Genomic DNA, 20184 nt, shown 5'->3' with positions numbered 1-20184 from the left:
ACAACATGAGAAAAGATTTCAAAAATTTAGATATATACGCAGCATTTCAGCCCGCTAATGGTGCTGAATGGCAAAAGGCAAACGGAATCGAAGCTAATTGGAAGACTCCGGAACATATCTGCGTGAAGCCTGTTTATACAAAAGAAGATCTGGAAGGAATGGAACATCTGGACTATGCGGCCGGTATTCCTCCTTATCTGCGCGGTCCGTATTCGGTGATGTATACGCTGCGTCCCTGGACAATCCGTCAGTATGCCGGATTTTCTACTGCCGAGGAGTCGAATGCTTTCTATCGTCGTAACTTGGCTTCCGGGCAGAAAGGTTTGTCTGTTGCATTCGACTTGGCTACTCACCGTGGCTACGACCCCGATCACGAACGGGTAGTAGGCGATGTTGGTAAAGCCGGTGTGTCCATCTGTTCGCTTGAAAATATGAAAGTGCTGTTCGATGGCATTCCTTTGAATAAGATGTCGGTATCCATGACAATGAACGGCGCTGTACTTCCGGTGCTTGCTTTCTATATCAATGCGGGGCTCGAACAGGGAGCCAAACTGGAAGAAATGGCTGGGACTATTCAGAATGACATTCTGAAAGAGTTCATGGTGCGTAATACTTATATTTATCCGCCTGCATTCTCTATGAAGATTATCTCTGATATTTTTGAGTATACTTCACAGAAGATGCCAAAGTTCAACTCTATTTCTATTTCCGGTTATCATATGCAGGAAGCCGGTGCTACGGCCGATATCGAGTTGGCCTATACTTTAGCCGACGGTTTGGAATATCTTCGTGCGGGTGTGGCTGCCGGAATCGACATCGACGCTTTTGCCCCGCGTCTCTCTTTCTTCTGGGCTATCGGTACCAATCATTTTATGGAAATAGCCAAGATGCGCGCTGCCCGTATGCTATGGGCCAAGATCGTGAAACAGTTCAATCCGAAAAATCCGAAGTCATTGGCATTGCGTACTCACTCTCAGACATCAGGCTGGTCGCTGACAGAACAGGATCCGTTCAATAATGTGGGACGTACTTGTATCGAAGCAATGGCTGCCGCATTGGGACATACTCAATCATTGCATACGAATGCGCTTGACGAGGCCATCGCTTTGCCGACAGATTTTTCGGCACGTATTGCCCGTAATACTCAGATTTATATTCAGGAAGAGACGTATGTTTGTAAGAACGTTGACCCTTGGGGAGGTTCTTATTATGTGGAGAATCTGACGAATGAACTGGCTCACAGTGCTTGGGAACATATTCAGGAGATTGAAAAGTTGGGTGGGATGGCAAAGGCTATCGAAACCGGTATTCCTAAGATGCGTATCGAAGAAGCGGCTGCCCGTACGCAAGCCCGTATCGACTCCGGTTCGCAAACGATTGTGGGTGTGAACAAGTATCGTCTGGAAAAAGAAGCACCGATCGATATTTTAGAAATCGATAATACAGCCGTTCGTATTGAGCAGATTGAGAACTTGAAACGGTTGAAAGAGGGCCGGAATCAAGAAGAGGTTGACAAAGCGCTTGCCGCTATTACCAAGTGTGTGGAAACGAAAGAAGGTAACCTGCTCGAGTTGGCTGTAGAAGCCGCCCGTGTACGTGCCACATTAGGAGAAATCTCTTATGCTTGCGAGAAGATTGTAGGACGTTATAAAGCAGTAATCAGAACTATATCAGGCGTGTATTCATCAGAAAGTAAAAACGATAGCGACTTCAAACGTGCTTGTGAACTCACCGAGAAGTTTGCAAAGAAAGAGGGACGTCAACCTCGTATTATGATTGCGAAAATGGGACAGGACGGTCACGACCGTGGTGCCAAAGTGGTAGCAACCGGTTATGCCGACTGTGGCTTCGATGTGGATATGGGACCGTTGTTCCAGACTCCGGCCGAAGCTGCTCGTGAAGCCGTTGAGGATGACGTTCATGTAGTAGGTGTTTCTTCGTTGGCTGCCGGACACAAAACGCTGGTTCCACAGATCATTGAAGAATTGAAGAAGTTAGGACGTGAAGATATTGTAGTGATTGCCGGTGGTGTTATTCCGGCTCAGGATTACGATTTCCTTTATAAAGCGGGTGTGGCTGCCATTTTTGGTCCGGGTACTCCGGTTGCAAAGGCGGCTTGTCAGATTCTGGAAATCTTGATGGACGAGGAATAAAAGATATATCTTAATGTAGATAGGGTAGGAGTGGGATTGTTGGATATCCTGCTCCTATTTTTTGTTTTCTTATGCGGGTTACCTCTTTGATTCCGATTTCCAGTGAGATCACTTCTGATTCATATAATAGAAATCCCCTTACTTTATCCTTTGGACGTTTTAAGGATAAGAGTAAGGGGAAATTTTGATTACAGTCTGTAATTTGTAGATCAAATATAGGCTATTGTTCTCGTTTTGAGAATCCTATTTCTATTACTTTACAATTACTTTTGCATTGTCTTTTCCATTACGGACAATGTAGAAGCCGGCAGAAAGGGAAACAAACGATCCATTTGTAACTGCTTTCTTTATAATTAGACGGCCTTGTCCATCGTATACGTTGGCTGTACAATCTTGTCCTTGAACCATAATACCTCCGGTTACACCGGTAAATGTTGTTTTCGGAGCGTCTTGTACGTCTTTAACGGCAACATCTCCCGACTCAATTCTAAGGGTGAAATCGACAATAGCTCCTCCATTGCTTGCAATATGGTTTCCGGAAATGACACTTCCACAAGGAGCAAGGCTGTTCCAGTCAATTTTGAAACGGATGCGATAGTCGCCTGCTGAAAGATTTTCCGGCAGAATGAAACGTGGGAGAGCACCATTGGCTCCGACATTATTTTTTTTCTGGTCTCCTAAACTATTTGTGCCATCAGCACCTCCGTCTTCTGAATAGAATGTATATGATACTAATTCCCCTTCATTATTACCGTCTGCGTTGAGGGTGATGTCGAACTCTTTATCTTTATTATAATCTACATATACATAAGCATGCATCCATTCAAAGTTCCATACCGTACTCGGATTTAGCGTTGCACCGGCTTTAGTGGAGATTATTTCATCTGTTTTGTCAACGTATACCGGACGGGGAGTTTTTGCAGTCTGAATCTGACTGCTTGTAAATTCATTGGTACCATCGGTAACAGATATAGAGGTCAGATAGCGGGTGTGGTTTGATTCATAATCCGGAGTACAATAGGCAGGATATGTGAATTCTGCTGTTGCAACTTTACTGTTGGTCATACCTTTTTTGATAGCTATTGCTTTGATGGTGACTGCCGAAGATACTAAAATCGGTTCTGTATAGACTTCCGACTGGGCATTAGGCATTGTTCCGTCCAATGTATAATAGATTACGGCATCCGGAGTGCTGCATGTGATTGTAACTTCAGATGTTTCTCCCTCTTCCAAACGCGCACCGGCCGGATCGAAAACAGGAGTTTCTACCTGTTCCAGAATTTCACCGGCAGGAGTGTATACATCTTGGCCATCAGTCAGCCATTCCAGAGAGAAATTCATAAAATAGAGTGAGCAGGCTCCTTCCGGATTTTCTTCTACATATGCTCCGATTGTACCGTCGGGAAGGATGGTGAGAGATGAATATACAGAGTTGTATGGGCATATGGATTTTACTGTCGGCCATGTTTCCCCTTCATCATAACTGATAAATATACTTACGTTCTGGCGTGAAGAAGAATTAGGAATGGAATGTAACAGACGGTCTTTATTGAAGCCTTGATCTGTTGCTGTATAGCGGATGATATCACCGTTGCAGGCATTGGTATTGATTTCGTTCCAGTTTGATTGGGCTCCCCAGGTTTCTCCACCGTCTGTAGAGATGCTGTAACCACGGTAACCGCTTTGACGAACGCTCATTAATACACGGCCATCATTGAGTTCTACCACTTTCGCTTCATCTCCATTGCTGAATGCACGTTCTGATACTGTCCAGGTAGCACCATTGTCGTCTGAATAAACGGCATAATTGTGTAACTGGTTTCCGGAGCCCATTGCTGCAACAAACATGATGCGTCCTGCGTGTTCTCCGCGAGTCAGACGTAAACCGTTTCCGGAACCGAAGAAAGAGTGGGTAAAGGCCTTGCGTTCTGCGTTATCACAATTGCTTCCCCATAACAGATCTGTAACGTTTTTAGGCTCTTCCCAAGTACGCCCTTTATCATGACTGATAGTGATATACGACCATTGAGGGTCGGATGCGGAAGAGGCCCAAAGTCCGTTTCCACCAACGAATCCGCACACTACATCGCCGTTGGCTGCCTCAACGATGACTGCATCACCGTATCCTTTTTTATATCCTTTACCTTCAGCAATGGTTACAGGTTCACTCCAAGTGAGACCACCGTCGGTACTATAACGCGAAACGATGTCAATGTCTTCCGGAAGGTCTGTTTCGTTATATTTGCGTTTGTCGGTAGTTGCTAATAATGTGCCGTCTGAAAGTTGAAGTAATGCCGGTATACGCCAGTTCTTTGAATCATAATCACCCGGGGCAAATACCAGGCGGCGTTTCAGCAATATTTCACGACTTCCGGTTGGAGCGGGATTTTCGATTTCGAAAGCTTGGCTTTCAGTGGTTATTTCATGCAGTTCTGCATCGATTTTTGAACCTTCGTTTGCTGTTTCCGATATTTCAGCGCATATCCACAAATAGCTTGTACCGGATTGGATGGTTGCATTTGTAAATTCGCATGTCATATCACCTTCAGCCGGAACAAATTCACCTAATAAAATGGCATCTTGGGCTGTGCGTTCATCGAATTTGTTTTCGGATGTTTTATAGATTTTTATTTTCGTGATATCTGCTAAATTGGTCGTTCCGTTTAAATTCATTTTCATAGAATGTAATGCCTGTGTAGCGTCTGTTCCTCCCATTGTTACAGTTGCTTTAAGGATCTGATCGTATGGATTTCCACGTCCGGTAAATTTGCTGTTCTGGGCAAGGGTTACCGAGGTGATTTCCGGAAGTTCGGTTGTAAAGCCGACTAATGTGCCGGTATGTCCGTTTCCGCTGATATCTGTTACTCTTAATCCTGTAATATTCTGAAAATCATAGGCTGCCACCAATCCGTCTGTCTCAGGGCCTACTTCGGCCGTTGCATCTGCAGTGATTTCCTCTGCCGAAAGAGCCCGTTTGTAGAAATGCAAACCGCCAATAGCACCGTTAAGGAAATAATTAGGTGTGTCTTCTTCAGAGAATCCGGCTCCGACAAGAACGTCATATGTATTAGTGCATTCCCAAGGAGCAATGGGCTTGATTCCGCTGTTGGCAACTGCTGTACCGTTGTGATATTCGTACATGATACCTGCTGTGCGATCAATGACGAAAGCGATGTGGTGCCATTCACCTGCATATCCGGGGATATTTGAATAGACAGATACGGAATTATTGTGGTCTCCTGTATTATTGGGACTATTCACAGCGAAAAATTGACTACTTATGCCATTTCCCCATAATTCATATCCCGATTTGATGGTGGCATTGTTTTTTACACGTTTCACGACGAAACGGGTATCTGCTTCTAAAACATTTCGTTTTACCCAGCATGAAACGGTAAATGATTCAGTAGTCGTTATGTTGAAATCGGCATGATGAGGAATCATCATATACTGATCGGAACCATTAAACTCAATAAAAGAGCTGGGGGCATTGTTTTCTGCCGTGGTTGATTGAGAATTAGTAGCAATACTACTTGTAGTCTGGTTATTGGCCAGGACTACTGGCAATAACGCTGTAAGCGCTGCCATAGTAAACAGTTTTTTTAAATTCATAATATTATATATTAAAGTTATAAAATAAATGACTATAGGTCATCTTGGACATACGTAACAGTCGTTCTTTATATTTTATAGGGCTGATATTTATAATACAGTTTATTGATGAAGGTTACTAAAACAAGAATAAAATTAAAAAGGTAGAATGTTGTTATTGAATACTTGTGTAGGGGATATTGAAGCCTCTCCCCAACCCTCTCCGTGGGAGAGGGCGTACAGATACTCTTGTTTATTAATTAGTTACAAAACCAACTTAGCTCCCTCTCCCACGGAGAGGGCTGGGGGAGAGGCTTCATTATCCACGCTTCAGATGTTAAAATCAGAGGTATATATTGTAAAAAACTCTACTGCTTCTCTTAAATAATGTTGTAAAACATACTTTTTTGCTTGGATTATTTGCAGATATCCTCAAAAGCCGTACATTTGCAATGTGTTTTTCATAGTATTAGATTTAAGGTTAACAAAGGTTGGAGCAAGGCGTTGCTCCTTTTTTTATGTCTATACCTCTCGTAACTTTCCCTGTTTTTGCTAACTTTGCATGATTTTAAAAACAAAAGAATGATAGTTTGTATTGCCGAAAAGCCCTCTGTGGCACGTGATATTGCTGATATTTTAGGAGCCAGAACCCGGAAAGAAGGGTATATCGAAGGAAACGGATACCAAGTGACTTGGACGTTCGGCCATCTTTGCACTTTGAAAGAACCGCATGAATATACCCCCGGATGGAAATCATGGAGCTTGGGTAGTCTCCCTATGATTCCTCCGCGTTTTGGCATAAAACTGATAGAGAATCCTACTTATGAGAAGCAGTTCCATATCATCGAAGGATTGATGCAACAGGCTGATGAGATCATAAATTGTGGTGATGCCGGGCAGGAAGGGGAATTGATTCAACGCTGGGTGATGCAAAAGGCCGGAGCACGTTGTCCGGTGAAACGTCTCTGGATCTCTTCATTGACAGAAGAAGCTATTAAAGAGGGTTTTGCGAAGTTGAAAGATCAATCGGACTTCCAGTCGTTGTACGAAGCCGGGCTTTCCAGGGCAATGGGAGATTGGTTGTTGGGGATGAATGCTACCCGTTTGTATACTATTAAGTACGGGCAGAACAAGCAAGTTCTTTCTATCGGCCGTGTACAGACTCCTACGCTGGCATTGATCGTCAACCGGCAGTTGGAGATTGAAAACTTCAAGCCGGAGCCTTATTGGGAATTGAAAACGGTCTATCGTGAAACTACATTCTCGGCGACGAAAGGAAAATTCACTTCCAAAGAGGAGGGACTGGAGTTTCTGGAAACGGTAAAACAATCGGATTTTGTGGTGACGGATGTTTCGGCAAAGAAAGGGGTGGAGTATGCACCCCGTCTGTTCGACCTTACTTCACTACAGGTGGAATGCAATAAAAAGTTTGCTTATTCCGCTGATGAGACTCTGAAACTGATCCAGTCGCTTTATGAAAAGAAAGTGACTACCTATCCGCGTGTCGATACGACTTTCCTTAGTGATGATATTTATCCGAAGTGTCCGGCTATTCTGAAGGGGCTGAGGGATTATGAAGTTTTGACTGCACCGTTGGACGGTGCCAAGCTTCCAAAATCCAAAAAAGTATTCGACAGTTCGAAAGTGACCGATCACCACGCTATTATTCCGACCGGAGTATATCCACAGAATCTGACGGATATGGAACACCGGGTGTTCGATTTGATTGCCCGCCGTTTTATTGCGGTATTCTATCCCGATTGCAAGGTGTCTACTACCACCGTATTGGGAGAAGTGGATAAGATCGAGTTTAAGGTGACCGGTAAACAGATTCTTGAACCGGGTTGGCGGGTTGTTTTTGCCAAAGAACAGGTTGAGGAGAAAGAGGGGGATGAAGAGCGGGTATTGCCGGTTTTCGTGAAGGGAGAGAGCGGGCCGCATGTGCCGGATTTGAATGAGAAGTGGACACAACCTCCGAAACCCTATACGGAAGCTACCCTGCTTCGTGCCATGGAGACTGCCGGTAAATTGGTGGATAACGACGAATTGCGCGATGCTTTGAAAGAAAATGGTATTGGCCGTCCGTCAACACGCGCTGCCATTATCGAGACCCTGTTCAAGCGAAACTATATCCGTAAGGAGAAAAAGAATCTGATAGCTACCCCTACGGGTGTGGAACTGATACAACTTATCCATGAGGAACTCCTGAAATCTGCCGAATTGACCGGTATATGGGAGAAGAAACTTCGTGAGATTGAAAAAAGAACTTATGATGCCCGGCAGTTTCTGGAAGAATTGAAACAGATGGTTTCGGAGATTGTGACAAGTGTATTGTCTGATAATACCAACCGTCGCATTACCATACAGGAAACTGCGGCACAAATAGCAGAAGAAAAGCCGAAGAAAGAGCCCAAAAAACGTACCCGCAAACCGGCTGCTCCAAAAGAAAAGAAGCAGGAAGAGAAGAGTGCGGAAAAGGCAGTTGAAGGATCCGGAAAGGAGGGAGTGCCAGTTACCGGTGAGACGGATCTCTTGGTCGGTCAGCCTTGCCCGGTGTGCGGTAAAGGCACTATTATCAAGGGGAAGGCGGCTTATGGTTGTTCTGAATGGAAGAATGGGTGTACTTTTAGAAGGGCATTCGATTGAGATAGCTTTACAATTACTTGGGAGTTTTGCACGTTTCATGGATGTGAGACGTGCGTCTCGCAACTGTGTGACGATCGTTTCATAATTGTGAAACATGCGTCTCTTAATTGTGAAACGCTTTGAAGAAAGGAGCGAATACGGAAAACATCCGGCAGGTATACCGAATGATCACATCGTTATAGCAAAAGATGATAACCGTTTACAATAAACCTCTCTTTTTTCTGTTTATATACTAAGATTATGTGCCGCAAACTTATCTATATACTTCTACTTTTCCTGCTGGCTTCCTGTGGTGCAGGACGCAGTTTGAAGAGAGCCGAGCAAAGTTATGCCCGCGGCGAATACTTTGATGCAGCCAAATATTATCGGAAAGCCTATGCGGCCACTCCCCCGAAGCAACGGAAACAGCGTGGAGAGATCGCTTATAAGATGGCCGGCTGTTATCGTCTCATCAATTATAATGTGCGTGCCAAAGGGGCTTACATGAATGCCATCCGTTATCACTATCCGGATTCGGTAACCCATTTCTATCTGGCAGAGAGTTTGCGGAAGAATGGCGAGTATAAACCGGCTATTGCCTCCTATAAAACCTATCTCCAATATCGTCCTAATGATACATTGGCGTTGAATGGCTTGCAATCCTGCACTTTGGCACAGGAATGGAAGGAGCACCCTACACGACATATAGTGAAACGGGAAGCCGTTTTCTTCTCCCGGCGCAGCGATTATTCCCCGATGTATGCCGGAGACGATACGGATATCATCTATTTTACTTCCACCCGGAATGAGGCAAAAGGGAATGATCTGAACGGTATCACCGGTATGAAAAGTGCCGATATATTCTCTTCCAAACGTGATGAGAAGAAAAACTGGCAAAAGCCCGAACCGTTGGAGTCGGAAGTGAACAGCGAGTTTGAAGATGGTGCCTGTTCTTTCTCGGCGGATGGTAAAACCATGTATTTTACCCGTTGCCGGACATCGCCCGAGGCACCTGTGTATGCCGAGATATTTGCTTCCGCACGTACCGGAGCCAATTGGGGGACACCGACTAAATGTGCCATTCTGAATGATTCTCTTTCTTCAGTGGCTCATCCTGCCATGTCTCCGGCGGGAGATTTTCTTTATTTTGTATCCGATATGCCCGGCGGATTCGGCGGACTTGATTTGTGGCGCATCAATGTAGTGAAGGACGGTTTCGGATATGTGGATAATCTGGGGCCTGATATCAATACGGCCGGTGACGAGATGTTTCCTACGTTCGGCCCTAAGGGGGAGTTATACTTTTCTTCGAACGGGCATCCCGGTATGGGAGGGCTCGATATATTCTGTGCAGTGCTCGACTCTGTATCCGGGCGGTGGAAAGTGGAAAATATGCGTTCGCCTATTAATTCTGCCGGAGATGATTTCGGTATGACTTATGAGCCGGGGCGGCAGCGTGGTTTTTTCTCTTCCAACCGGGGAGATGCGCGCGGATGGGATCATATTTATAGCTTTGAATTGCCGGAAGTGAATCATACTCTTACCGGCTGGGTATATGATAAAGAAGGCGATGCCCTGCCGGAAGCTATGGTAACCATAGTCGGTGACGACGGTACTTATCTGAAAATAGATGTGAAGAGAGACGGGTCATTCGTTCAACGTCTCAATTCCGGACAGCATTATGTAATGTTGGCCTCTTGCCGTGGTTATCTGAACGGGAAACAGGAACTTGTAACGGATACGGCCCAAGTTGACCGCAGTTATGAGGTTGAATTCCCATTGGCCTCCATTACCCGTCCGGTGCTAATCGAGAATATTTTCTATGAATTCGACCGGGCAGACCTTACCCCTGCATCGACTACTGCGCTTGACGAACTGATCGCTTTGTTGAACGATAACCCGAATGTAACCATCGAGCTTGCTGCTCATTGTGACTATAAAGGAAATGACGCTTACAATGAGCGTCTTTCGCAGAGACGTGCGGAATCGGTTGTTCGCTATTTGATTAAAGGAGGTATTTCCGAAGATCGCCTTACGGCAAAAGGATACGGAGAGAGCAAACCGAAAGTTGTGAATAAGTCGGTGCTGAAGACAGCTCCTTTCTTGAAAGAGGGGAATGTGCTGACAGAGGAATTCATTAAGACACTTACTCCGGAGCAGCAGGAAATATGTAATGCGATTAACCGCCGTACCGAGTTCCAAGTATTGCGTACCACCTACGGATTGTATAAATAAAACTATCTTTTCGAAAACTTGTTCTTCCTTCCATTTGTTCTTATTAAAGATAACGTTAATTCGATATAAGGAATCATGCTGCATCGTTTCTCCTCCTTTCCGGAAAGAGGGAAAGCCATGCGGGATAAGAGTTATGTCGGACTCAGGTTAAAGATTTAATAAAGATAGTAAAGTGATGAAGAAATCAAAAAAAGGAATGGCGGCCTTGATGGCGCTTGCTGCTGCATTTTTAATGTTTGCACAGAAGTCCGAAGCATGTACACGTGCGGTGTATCTTGGACCGGATAATATGGTGATAACCGGGCGTACAATGGATTGGAAAGAAGATATCATGTCCAATCTTTATTTGTTTCCACGTGGTGTAAAGCGGGTCAGTTATGATAAGGGAGAGGTGGTGAACTGGACTTCCAAATATGGAAGTATTGTTGCTTCTGCCTATGATCTCGGTATTTGTGACGGAATGAATGAGAAAGGACTCGTAGCAAGTCTGCTTTTCTTGCCGGAATCAATTTATACGCGTCCGAATGATACACGTCCGGTGATGGGAATCGGGATCTGGACTCAATATGTGCTTGATAATTTTGCTACAGTGAGTGAGGCTGTGGCAGAATTGAAAAAAGAAACTTTCCGTATCGATGCACCTCATCTGCCCAATGGAGCGGCTTCAACGTTGCACATGGCAATTACCGATGAAACGGGTAATACGGCTGTTTTAGAGTATATCGACGGAAATCTGATTATTCACGAAGGTAAACAATATCAAGTGATGACTAATTCACCACGTTATGATCTTCAGTTGGCTGTGAATGATTATTGGAAGGAAGTGGGTGGTCTGCAAATGTTGCCCGGTACCAATCGTTCGAGCGACCGTTTTGTGCGTGCTTCATTTTATGTACATGCCATACCGCAGACTGCCGATCCGAAAATAGCAGTCCCCAGTGTACTGAGCATAATGCGGAATGTATCTGTGCCATTCGGTATTTCTACTCCGGATAAGCCACATATCTCGTCTACCCGTTGGCGTTCTGTTTCCGACCAAAAGGATCGGGTCTATTACTTTGAGTCGACATTGACTCCCAATCTTTTTTGGATTGATTTAAAGAAGGTAGACTTTAGTCCGAAAGTTGGTGTGAAGAAGTTAACACTGACTAATGGCGAAATTTATGCCGGTGAAGCGAATAAGGATTTTAAGGAAAGCAAAGGCTTTAATTTCCTGTTCAGACTTCCGTAGACAGGGAGTAGTTGATAGTTAGTAGTTGGTAGTTAGTAGTAAGTAGTAAGTAGTTAGTAGTAGGCTGCGCTATATGCCGCATGGAACTTCTAACTCCTTACTCCTAACTACCAACTCCTCACTATTTTCCGTATTCCTTATAAAATTCTACTACCGCTTCGATTCCTTTTCGGAAGATATCCAATGAGAAATTTTCATTGGGAGAATGGATGGCATCTGATTCCAAACCAAATCCCATTAATACGGTTTTGATTCCCAATACCTGTTCAAAAGTAGAGATGATAGGAATGCTTCCTCCACGGCGTACTGCTAACGGTTTCTTGCCGAATGCAACTTCGAATCCCTTTTCAGCAGCTTGGTAAGCCGGAAGGGAAATCGGACATACATACCCTTGTCCGCCATGCATCGGAGTCACTTTAACTTGTACTGTTTCCGGGGCAATGGAACGGATGTAATCTGCAAACAGTTCTGATATTTTATGATGATCCTGGTGGGGAACTAACCGGCAGGATACTTTGGCAAATGCTTTCGAAGGAAGAACTGTTTTGGAGCCTTCACCCGTATATCCTCCCCATATACCGCAAACATCGAATGACGGACGGCAGCTATTACGTTCGAGGGTGCTGTATCCTTTTTCACCGAATAATTCTTTCACCCCGATAGCAGCTTTATATTTCTCTTCATTGAATGGGATGTGTGCAATCATTTCCCGTTCTGCTTGAGGTACTTCCTCCACATCGTCATAGAAACCGGGGGCAGTGATACGACCGTCGGCATCTATCACTTTGCTTATCATGCTACAGAGCACATTGACAGGATTGGCTACCGCACCACCAAAATGTCCGGAATGAAGGTCGCGGTTTGGTCCGGTCACCTCTATTTCCCAATAAGCCAGTCCACGTAGGCCGGTGGTTAATGAGGGCAGGTCGGCGCCCAGCATACTGGTATCCGATACCAATATGATATCTGCTTTCAGTAGTTCTTTGTGCTCTTCACAGAAGGCTTCAAGACTGGGTGAACCAATTTCTTCTTCCCCTTCGAAAATGAATTTCACATTGTTTCTTAATAAGTCGTTTTTGACCAGATATTCAAAAGCTTTCACTTGAATAAATGCCTGCCCTTTGTCGTCATCCGCGCCACGTGCCCAGATATGTCCGTCGCGTATTTCAGGCTCAAACGGTTTACTTTTCCACAATTCTAAAGGTTCGGCCGGCATCACATCATAGTGGGCATATACAAGCACTGTTTTTGCATTCGGGTCTACAATTTTTTGTCCGAATACGATCGGGTTTCCTTGAGAAGGCATTACGATAGCTTCATCAGCCCCCGCCTCCAGTAACAATTGTGTCCAACGTTGTGCACATGCCAGCATATCATCATGGTGCTCCGGTAGTGCACTGATACTTGGGATACGGATGAGGCTGAACAAATCTTCCATCATCTTCGGTTCGTTTACTGCAATATAATCTTTAATATAAGCCATTTTTTAGTAGTTAGTAGTTAGTAGCTGGAATTGGTAGTTGGTGGTTAGTAGCTGGTAGTCAGTAGTTGGTCTTCAAACAACACGCTGCATAGATTCTAACTACCAGCTCCTAACTCCTAAATTTGTGTCATTCTATCCAATAAGTAATAATCGAGTATTGTCATGGCAGCCATTGCTTCCACGATAGGAACGGCACGTGGTAAAACGCAGGGATCATGCCGTCCGCGTGCTTTCAGAGTGGTGTCGATACCATCGATGTTTACGGTTTCCTGTTCCATAAGCACAGTAGCTACCGGTTTAAATGCGACACGGAAAAAAATATCTTGTCCATTACTAATACCACCCTGGATTCCTCCTGAGTGGTTAGTACGCGTTTCGATGCGTCCGTTATGATTGTAGAATACATCGTTTTGTTCCGATCCTTTTTGTTTTAAGCCTTTGAAACCGTCTCCATATTCAAACGCTTTGGCTGCATTAATACTCAGCATGGCATTACCCAATGCCGCGTGCAGCTTACCGAACACCGGCTGTCCCAGTCCGATGGGGCATCCTTTGATAACACAAGTCAGTACTCCGCCAATGGTATCGCCTTCTCCTTTTATTTTATAGATAAGATCCTGCATCTCTTTTGCTTTTTCCGGATCCGGGCAACGTACCGGATTGGTCTCAATCAAGTCCAGATCGTAATCTGTATAATTCCCTTCCAACTTGATAGGGCCTACTTGTGATGTATAAGCCGTGATATGAATTCCTAATTGGTTTAATGCTAATTTGGCCAAAGCACCGGCTACAACGCGTGAAATCGTTTCACGGGCCGATGAGCGTCCTCCGCCGCGATGATCCCGGATGCCATACTTCACCTTATAAGTATAGTCCGCATGTGACGGGCGATATACATTTTCCAGATTGTTGTAGTCGTTGGAATGCTGGTTTTCGTTCCATACGATAAAGCCGATAGGGCAACCGGTCGATTTTCCTTCAAAGATGCCCGATAGGAATTCCACCTTGTCCGCTTCTTTACGCGAGGTAGTGATAGCCGATTGTCCGGGACGACGACGGTCGAGTTCTTTCTGTACGAACTCTTCATCGATCCTGATACCTGCCGGAAAACCGTCTATAACTCCACCGATACCTTTTCCATGTGACTCTCCAAAACTGGTTAGCCTGAATATATTTCCAAATGAATTAAACATGATGTTGTGTGATTTAAGAAATTGTATATTGCAAATATAACAATTTATCCGACACTAAAGTTATTACCTTTGCTTTTATTTATCGCTGTTCCGATATTGTTGCGGACTCATACCTGTCAGGCGTTTGAAATATTTTCCAAAGAAAGATACGTTCGGGAAATTCAGAGATTCTGCAATTTCGTGTATCGGTATGTTAGTCGATTTCAATTGTGCTTTGGCATCTACTATGACAACTTCCGAGATAATATCCATAACAGTCTTGCCTGTAACATGTTTTACAGTGTTACTCAAGTGAGTAGGCGTTATATTCATTTGTTTTGCGTAATATGTAATATTTCGTTCTTGAGTATAATGCTGGATAACCAGATGACCAAATGTTTTACATATTTCCTCACTTCTGCTTGAACCTGTTTCGCTTCGGATGGGTTGTTCATGATACATATCACTCAACCTATATAGAATGGAAAGAAGCATGCATTTTAAAATTTCAGGATTGTAAGGAGACCGTTTTTTATAATATACTTTCATCATGAGCCCAAAAAACTCTTCGTAGATAGAGGCAAACTCTTCAGGCAGTGACAAAACCGGATGGCTCTTTGTAATATAAATTAGGTCGATAATAGACTTGTTTTTGTTTAACCCATTGATAAATTCAGAAGAAAATACCATGAAATAAAGTTTTAGATCTCCTTCTATTTTGTTTATCTGGATGATACTTCCTGGTGAAAGGGTTACGAAATCATTCTTCTTTATGGTATACTCGGACAAATTAATACTTGCCTCAATGCTACCATTCATGCACAATACAAATATTTCAGCCTTAAGTCTACACGGATATCGTGTGTATAAGTTCAATATATTAAGATCAATATCGGCATTACTACCTATAACAAAATCTTCTGTTATGTCTATTTTAGGTAATTCTTGTTCCATAATCTTTTGGTTTATTGATGCACAAATATAGGTATATTTTTATAAATAGACTACATTACTTGAGTTATAGAACATAAAAGAAGAAAGATATATTTCCATATACTAATGATTTATAGTTTAAAAAAGAAGGGATACTTTAGTAATAGGATATAAATTAGTAGAAATAGACCTTGTTTAAAAATGGAAACTGTTGTTACTTTGCAGCGTTTTTAATCAATAATGAAAGAATATGAATAAAAGAAGATTACTTTTTGTTGTTGTTTCTGTCTTTCTTTGTGCATTCCAGAGCATTTATGCCGGGAATAAAGACTTGACAAACTGGATAGATGGCGGTAAGGACTATGGAAATAAGTATGCTTATGACACAGGATGGTATGATGCTACTGCTTCAGAATATACGATTTCTACTCCGGCAGAAATGGGGGCTTTTGCGGTAGCAAGTGCAACTGATGCATTCGAAGGTAAAACAGTGAAATTAGCAGCAGACCTTGACATGTCGAAATATGGATGGGTGTCTCTCGGTGCAGCAGGCTTTAAAGGTACATTTGATGGTATGGGACATACCATTACTGCTATGTCGTATAAAGATGAAAGCCAGGCTAAGGCTTGGGGGTTATTTCATACGATCGATGGAGGTACTGTTAAAAATATCGTAATAACCGGAAGTACTTTTGCTAATGAAAAATCGGGTACCAGCTGCCCTTCTGTAGGAGGTATTGCTTCTATCTTAAAAGGGAGTGGTGTAATATCTAATTGCGGATTTTCGGGGACTGTGCATCTTCCGTTTGATAAAGGAGCTGATAATTTGGCTAAGCAAAATGGTTTGGTAGGCGGACTTGTCGGTGTTATCGAATCGGGTACGGTTGTCAATAGCTATGTGATAAATAATGAACCTACTCTTCCTGCTTCCAATGATACCATTTATGGAAATATTGCGGGAAAATCTAATGGAACGATTTCCAATTGTTATTATTTGGAAAATGAAATTTATTTGGGAGCAGTAAATTCAAATCAGGAACAAGGAATTCAAGAGCAAGTGCAGGCAAAAGCGGTTGCAAGCTTTGCTTCTGGTGAAGTGGCTTATTTACTGAATGCAGCTGATGGCAATGCAGGAACTTGGGGACAAGGTGAGAGTATGCCAGTATTTGCTGGAGAAAATATTTCTGCTGTTTACAAAATAGGTTATCCGGAAAAACAGGAATATGGAGTTGTGAATGGTCCGGAGTACGCTTCTGCAGGCGAAACTGTGACTTTGACATCTACAGTGGAAGACGGTTATCTTATTAAAGATTTGGCTGTAACTGGTACAAAATTAGTGAATTATTCTACTTTTGTAATGCCTGCCAGCGACGTGAATGTTACATATTCAGTTGAAGCATTCTCTTCCAGTAGTATTGTAGCTTTCCCGGCTGAAGATATAAAAGGTGCTTCGTTCGTTGCAAAATGGAACAAGGTGGATGGAGCGACCGGTTATAAGATCACAGTGAAAAAAGAAGGTGTTGTCTTGGATGCTTACAATGCACTTGCTGTAGGAGATGTTACTTCTGTTATTGTAGAAGGGTTGAGACAAAATACGACTTATACTTATACTGTACAATCTGTAAAAGGTGAAACAACTTCTTTGGCTTCAAATGAAATAGTTGTGACTACGGGTGAAGTGTCTGCAAAAGTGGTTTCGGTAGATGGACGGGAAGTTTTGGTTGCTTGGGAAGTTGTTGAAGGTGCTGATCATTATGGCGCTACCATTACCGGTAAGTCGGGTCTGGTTAGCAGTGTGGAAACAACTGATTGTGAATACTTGTTTAGAGGATTGGATATTTCTGTAACTTATACTCTTGTTGTTGTCGCTTACAATCAGGAAGGTGATGCTATAACTACTTCTTTGCCGGTTGCGGTAACTACTGGAGTAGATTATGGAACTCAGTTAACAAATAGTACTTTTGAAGCTTGGGAAAAAGAAGGGGATGAAGCCGAACCTGTAGGATGGAACTCATTTATGAGTGGTGGTGGTAGTTTGGCTGGATTTACGAAGAATGTGCATATGGAGAAATCTGAGATTGTGCGTCCGGGAAGTAATGGCAGTCAGAGCGTTCGTATTTGGACGAAAGCCGTATTCGGAGTTCCTGCTAATGGTAATTTGACTTGCGGTAAAATCAATTCCGGTAGTATGGTAGCAACTGATCAGGCCAATCATAACAGAACTATAATGGAGGAACCGGAGTTTAATCAACCATTGAATGGTGCTCGCCCAGATTCGTTAACTGTATGGGTGAATTTCTCTTATAGCGGCAGTACTGCATGGACGGCTCGTGTGGCAGCTACGATACACGATGCGTATAATTATGCTGATCCGTCTGCAACATTAGATTCTTTGCACGCTGTGGCAAAAGCGGAGATGAATTATCCGGCTGTGTCTCCGAGTGGTGGCTGGCAACGTCTTTCTATTCCTTTTGATTATGAATTGAAAAATTTTGATGCTTTCTATGAGAAGATGAATAATAGTCAATATTGGAAAGACTCATTGAAAGTAGATAAGTTTGAAAGACCGACTTCTGCTGATTATATGTTGGTTACATTTGCCACAAATTCAACTCCGGGTAAAGGAACAGATGGAGATCAGGTATTGATTGATGATATGTTGCTTATCTATAAACCGGTCTTGAAATTAACGAAGAGTGTTTATCAACCGGGAGAAAAGATAACTGTTGATTATACTTTGGTGGGTACAATGTCTCCTTCCAATATAGATAAGAAGGCTAATGTCGTTTCATTGGAATTGTCTGATGCAACAGGAAGCTTTGCAAATCCGAAAGTTCTGACTGAAATTGTAACAGATAAGAGCGGGCAACTTATTGCTGATATAGAAGAGGATTTGATGGCTGGCAATTATAAAGTTCGTGTGGTTACTACCAACTATCCGATGGTATCTGAAGAGTTTTGTGTTGCTACCGGAGTACCTGCAGTGAATGTGGCAGCTGCTACTGATATTGAAGGAAGTGCATTTGTTGCTAACTGGGAAGTACCTTCCGTAGAACCGACAAAATATTTGTTAACTGTTAAGCAGGGCGATATTATTGTTGGGGAATACAATGATAAAGAAGTAGGAAATGTGACAAGCTACAATGTAGAAGGTTTGACGGAAAATACCACTTATACTTATGTAGTGAAGGCTGTTTATGATAAGGTAACATCAGGTGCTTCACAAGCTATTGAGGTGGTTACTGTTCCTGTTATAAAAGGAGCGGTTGCTACGGACATTGAAGAAAATGCATTTGTTGCTAATTGGGAAGCTCCTGTTTCAATACAACCTACTAACTATTTACTGACAGTGAAAGAAGGGGATGCTGTGGTAGAAGCTTATGTGGAGAAAGAGGTTGGAACTGTTCTAAATTGTAAGGTAGAAGGTCTTAAAAAGAATACAGTTTATACATATACCGTAAAAGCCGTTTATGGTAAGAATGTAGCGAAAGCTTCCGAACCGATTGAAGTGAGAACTTTAGTCGCTACAACGAAAGCATTAGCCGCAACAGATATTGAGGAAAATGCCTTTGTTGCTAATTGGGAAGTTCCCGTTTCTATGGAACCGACAAACTATCTTTTGACGGTGAAAGAGGGTGATGAAGTCGTAGAGGGATATAAAGATTTAAATGTTGCTGCTGTAACAAGCTATAAGGTAGAAGGCTTGAAAGTAAATACGGCTTATACTTATACTGTGAAAGCTGTTTACGGTGAACTTATATCTAAGGTTTCTAATGAGATAACTGTTACTACATTGGTACCTGCAGTGAAAGCATTGGATGCAACTGAAATCGAAGAGAATGCATTTGTTGCTAACTGGACAGCTCCTGATTCTATGGAACCAACCCAATATCTTCTTACAGTGAAAGAAGGTGATGCCGCAGTAGAAGGATACAATGACTTGGAAGTTGGAACTGTAGTAACTTATAAAGTAGAAAACTTGAAAGTAAATACGGCTTATACTTATACAGTAAAAGCTGTTTATGGTGAACAGGTTTCGAAAGAATCTAATAGAGTTGAAGTTACCACTTTGGTGCCTGCTGTAAAAGCATTGGCTGCAACAGAAATAAATATTACAACTTTTGTAGCTAATTGGGAAACTCCTGCTTCTATGGAGCCTACCAACTACTTGCTCACAGTGAAAGAAGACGATGCTATCGTAGAAGGATATAATGATTTAGAGGTTGGAATAGTAACAAGTTATAAAGTTGAAGGTCTGAAATCGAATACAGCTTATACGTATACGGTCAAGGCAGTTTATAATGATAAACTTTCGTTAGCTTCCGAAGCAATAGAAGTGACTACTCTAAAAGCTGTAGGTATTGGAAATATGACGGCAAACAATGCGATTTCCGTTTATCCGAATCCGGCAGTTGAATCTCTTTATATTGATGGAGTAACCGAGAATAGCGAATATGTAATTTATGATATATCCGGTAAAGCTATTGATGAAGGAACTCTTTTAATTAATAAAGTAGATGTTAGTAGTCTTAAGACGGGTATGTATTTTATTGAAACAGAATCAGGTAAAACTAAATTTATTAAAAAATAAAGTAGAAAACTGATTTAGAATCTATATTATAAAAGAAAAATTCCCTCAAGTGCATTTCATTTTTGCACTTGAGGGATATTTTTTGTTGTAATGTATTGAAACCATTCGTTCCATATGGATGAAACTATTCGTTTCTACTATACGGAACCATTAGTTTCATCGTATTGCAA

The 20184-nt window shown here is 42.7% G+C and carries 8 protein-coding genes and 1 pseudogene; 5 read left to right on the top strand and 4 right to left on the bottom strand.

The genetic code is table 11. The features are described from left to right. The first annotated feature begins 5 nt into the window (after nucleotides 1–5). A complete protein-coding gene (scpA, locus tag RB604_RS21265; RefSeq protein WP_055294800.1) occupies nucleotides 6–2153 on the top strand; it encodes a methylmalonyl-CoA mutase in 2148 nt (715 codons plus the stop codon). A gap of 252 nt (nucleotides 2154–2405) precedes the next feature. Here scpA and RB604_RS21260 read toward each other — a convergent pair whose 3' ends face one another. After that, complete coding sequence (locus tag RB604_RS21260) at nucleotides 2406–5765, bottom strand: exo-alpha-sialidase (protein WP_229103610.1); 3360 nt, start codon at nucleotides 5763–5765, stop codon at nucleotides 2406–2408. A gap of 561 nt (nucleotides 5766–6326) precedes the next feature. Between RB604_RS21260 and RB604_RS21255 the strand changes: the two are divergent. The 3 genes and pseudogenes from RB604_RS21255 to RB604_RS21245 form a co-directional block, all read left to right on the top strand. Then, nucleotides 6327–8208 (top strand): annotated as a pseudogene (locus RB604_RS21255) (DNA topoisomerase 3); the annotation flags it as partial. Nucleotides 8209–8630: 422 nt separating this feature from the next. After that, on the top strand, nucleotides 8631–10604 hold the full coding sequence (gene porE, locus RB604_RS21250; protein ID WP_005933469.1) for a PorE family type IX secretion system protein: 1974 nt from the start codon (nucleotides 8631–8633) through the stop codon (nucleotides 10602–10604). 175 nt (nucleotides 10605–10779) lie between these two features. Beyond that, nucleotides 10780–11835 (top strand): linear amide C-N hydrolase, encoded by a 1056-nt coding sequence (locus RB604_RS21245; RefSeq protein WP_007482187.1) that lies wholly within the window; start codon nucleotides 10780–10782, stop codon nucleotides 11833–11835. Nucleotides 11836–11956: 121 nt separating this feature from the next. Here the strand turns inward: RB604_RS21245 and RB604_RS21240 are convergent, their stop codons facing one another. The 3 genes from RB604_RS21240 to RB604_RS21230 form a co-directional block, all read right to left on the bottom strand. Continuing rightward, the gene (locus RB604_RS21240; protein WP_021935894.1) at nucleotides 11957–13318 is read right to left on the bottom strand and encodes a dipeptidase; all 1362 of its coding nucleotides are present in this window, start codon (nucleotides 13316–13318) and stop codon (nucleotides 11957–11959) included. Between the two features lie 116 nt (nucleotides 13319–13434). After that, nucleotides 13435–14511 carry a chorismate synthase gene (gene aroC, locus RB604_RS21235; RefSeq protein WP_055294806.1) on the bottom strand — a complete coding sequence of 359 codons (1077 nt, stop codon included), beginning with the start codon at nucleotides 14509–14511 and terminating at the stop codon, nucleotides 13435–13437. A 75-nt stretch (nucleotides 14512–14586) separates the two neighbouring features. After that, nucleotides 14587–15444 (bottom strand): helix-turn-helix domain-containing protein, encoded by an 858-nt coding sequence (locus tag RB604_RS21230; protein ID WP_122282117.1) that lies wholly within the window; start codon nucleotides 15442–15444, stop codon nucleotides 14587–14589. 229 nt (nucleotides 15445–15673) lie between these two features. Between RB604_RS21230 and RB604_RS21225 the strand changes: the two genes are divergently transcribed. After that, complete coding sequence (locus RB604_RS21225) at nucleotides 15674–20014, top strand: fibronectin type III domain-containing protein (RefSeq protein ID WP_055294811.1); 4341 nt, start codon at nucleotides 15674–15676, stop codon at nucleotides 20012–20014. Nucleotides 20015–20184: the final 170 nt, after the last annotated feature.

Origin of the sequence: Bacteroides salyersiae (genome assembly GCF_031172035.1) — a bacterium.
GTDB lineage: Bacteria > Bacteroidota > Bacteroidia > Bacteroidales > Bacteroidaceae > Bacteroides > Bacteroides salyersiae.
The sequence above is the reverse complement of the archived record's forward strand: the minus strand, read 5'-3'. Positions and strand labels throughout refer to the sequence as shown.

Excerpts from the sequence above, each read along its gene's own strand:
- aroC (WP_055294806.1), bottom strand. The coding sequence starts at position 14,511 with ATGTTTAATTCATTTGGAAATATATTCAGGCTAACCAGTTTTGGAGAG.
- RB604_RS21240 (WP_021935894.1), bottom strand. The coding sequence starts at position 13,318 with ATGGCTTATATTAAAGATTATATTGCAGTAAACGAACCGAAGATGATG.
- porE (WP_005933469.1), top strand. The coding sequence starts at position 8,631 with ATGTGCCGCAAACTTATCTATATACTTCTACTTTTCCTGCTGGCTTCC.
- scpA (WP_055294800.1), top strand. The coding sequence starts at position 6 with ATGAGAAAAGATTTCAAAAATTTAGATATATACGCAGCATTTCAGCCC.
- RB604_RS21225 (WP_055294811.1), top strand. The coding sequence starts at position 15,674 with ATGAATAAAAGAAGATTACTTTTTGTTGTTGTTTCTGTCTTTCTTTGT.
- RB604_RS21230 (WP_122282117.1), bottom strand. The coding sequence starts at position 15,444 with ATGGAACAAGAATTACCTAAAATAGACATAACAGAAGATTTTGTTATA.
- RB604_RS21245 (WP_007482187.1), top strand. The coding sequence starts at position 10,780 with ATGAAGAAATCAAAAAAAGGAATGGCGGCCTTGATGGCGCTTGCTGCT.
- RB604_RS21260 (WP_229103610.1), bottom strand. The coding sequence starts at position 5,765 with ATGAATTTAAAAAAACTGTTTACTATGGCAGCGCTTACAGCGTTATTG.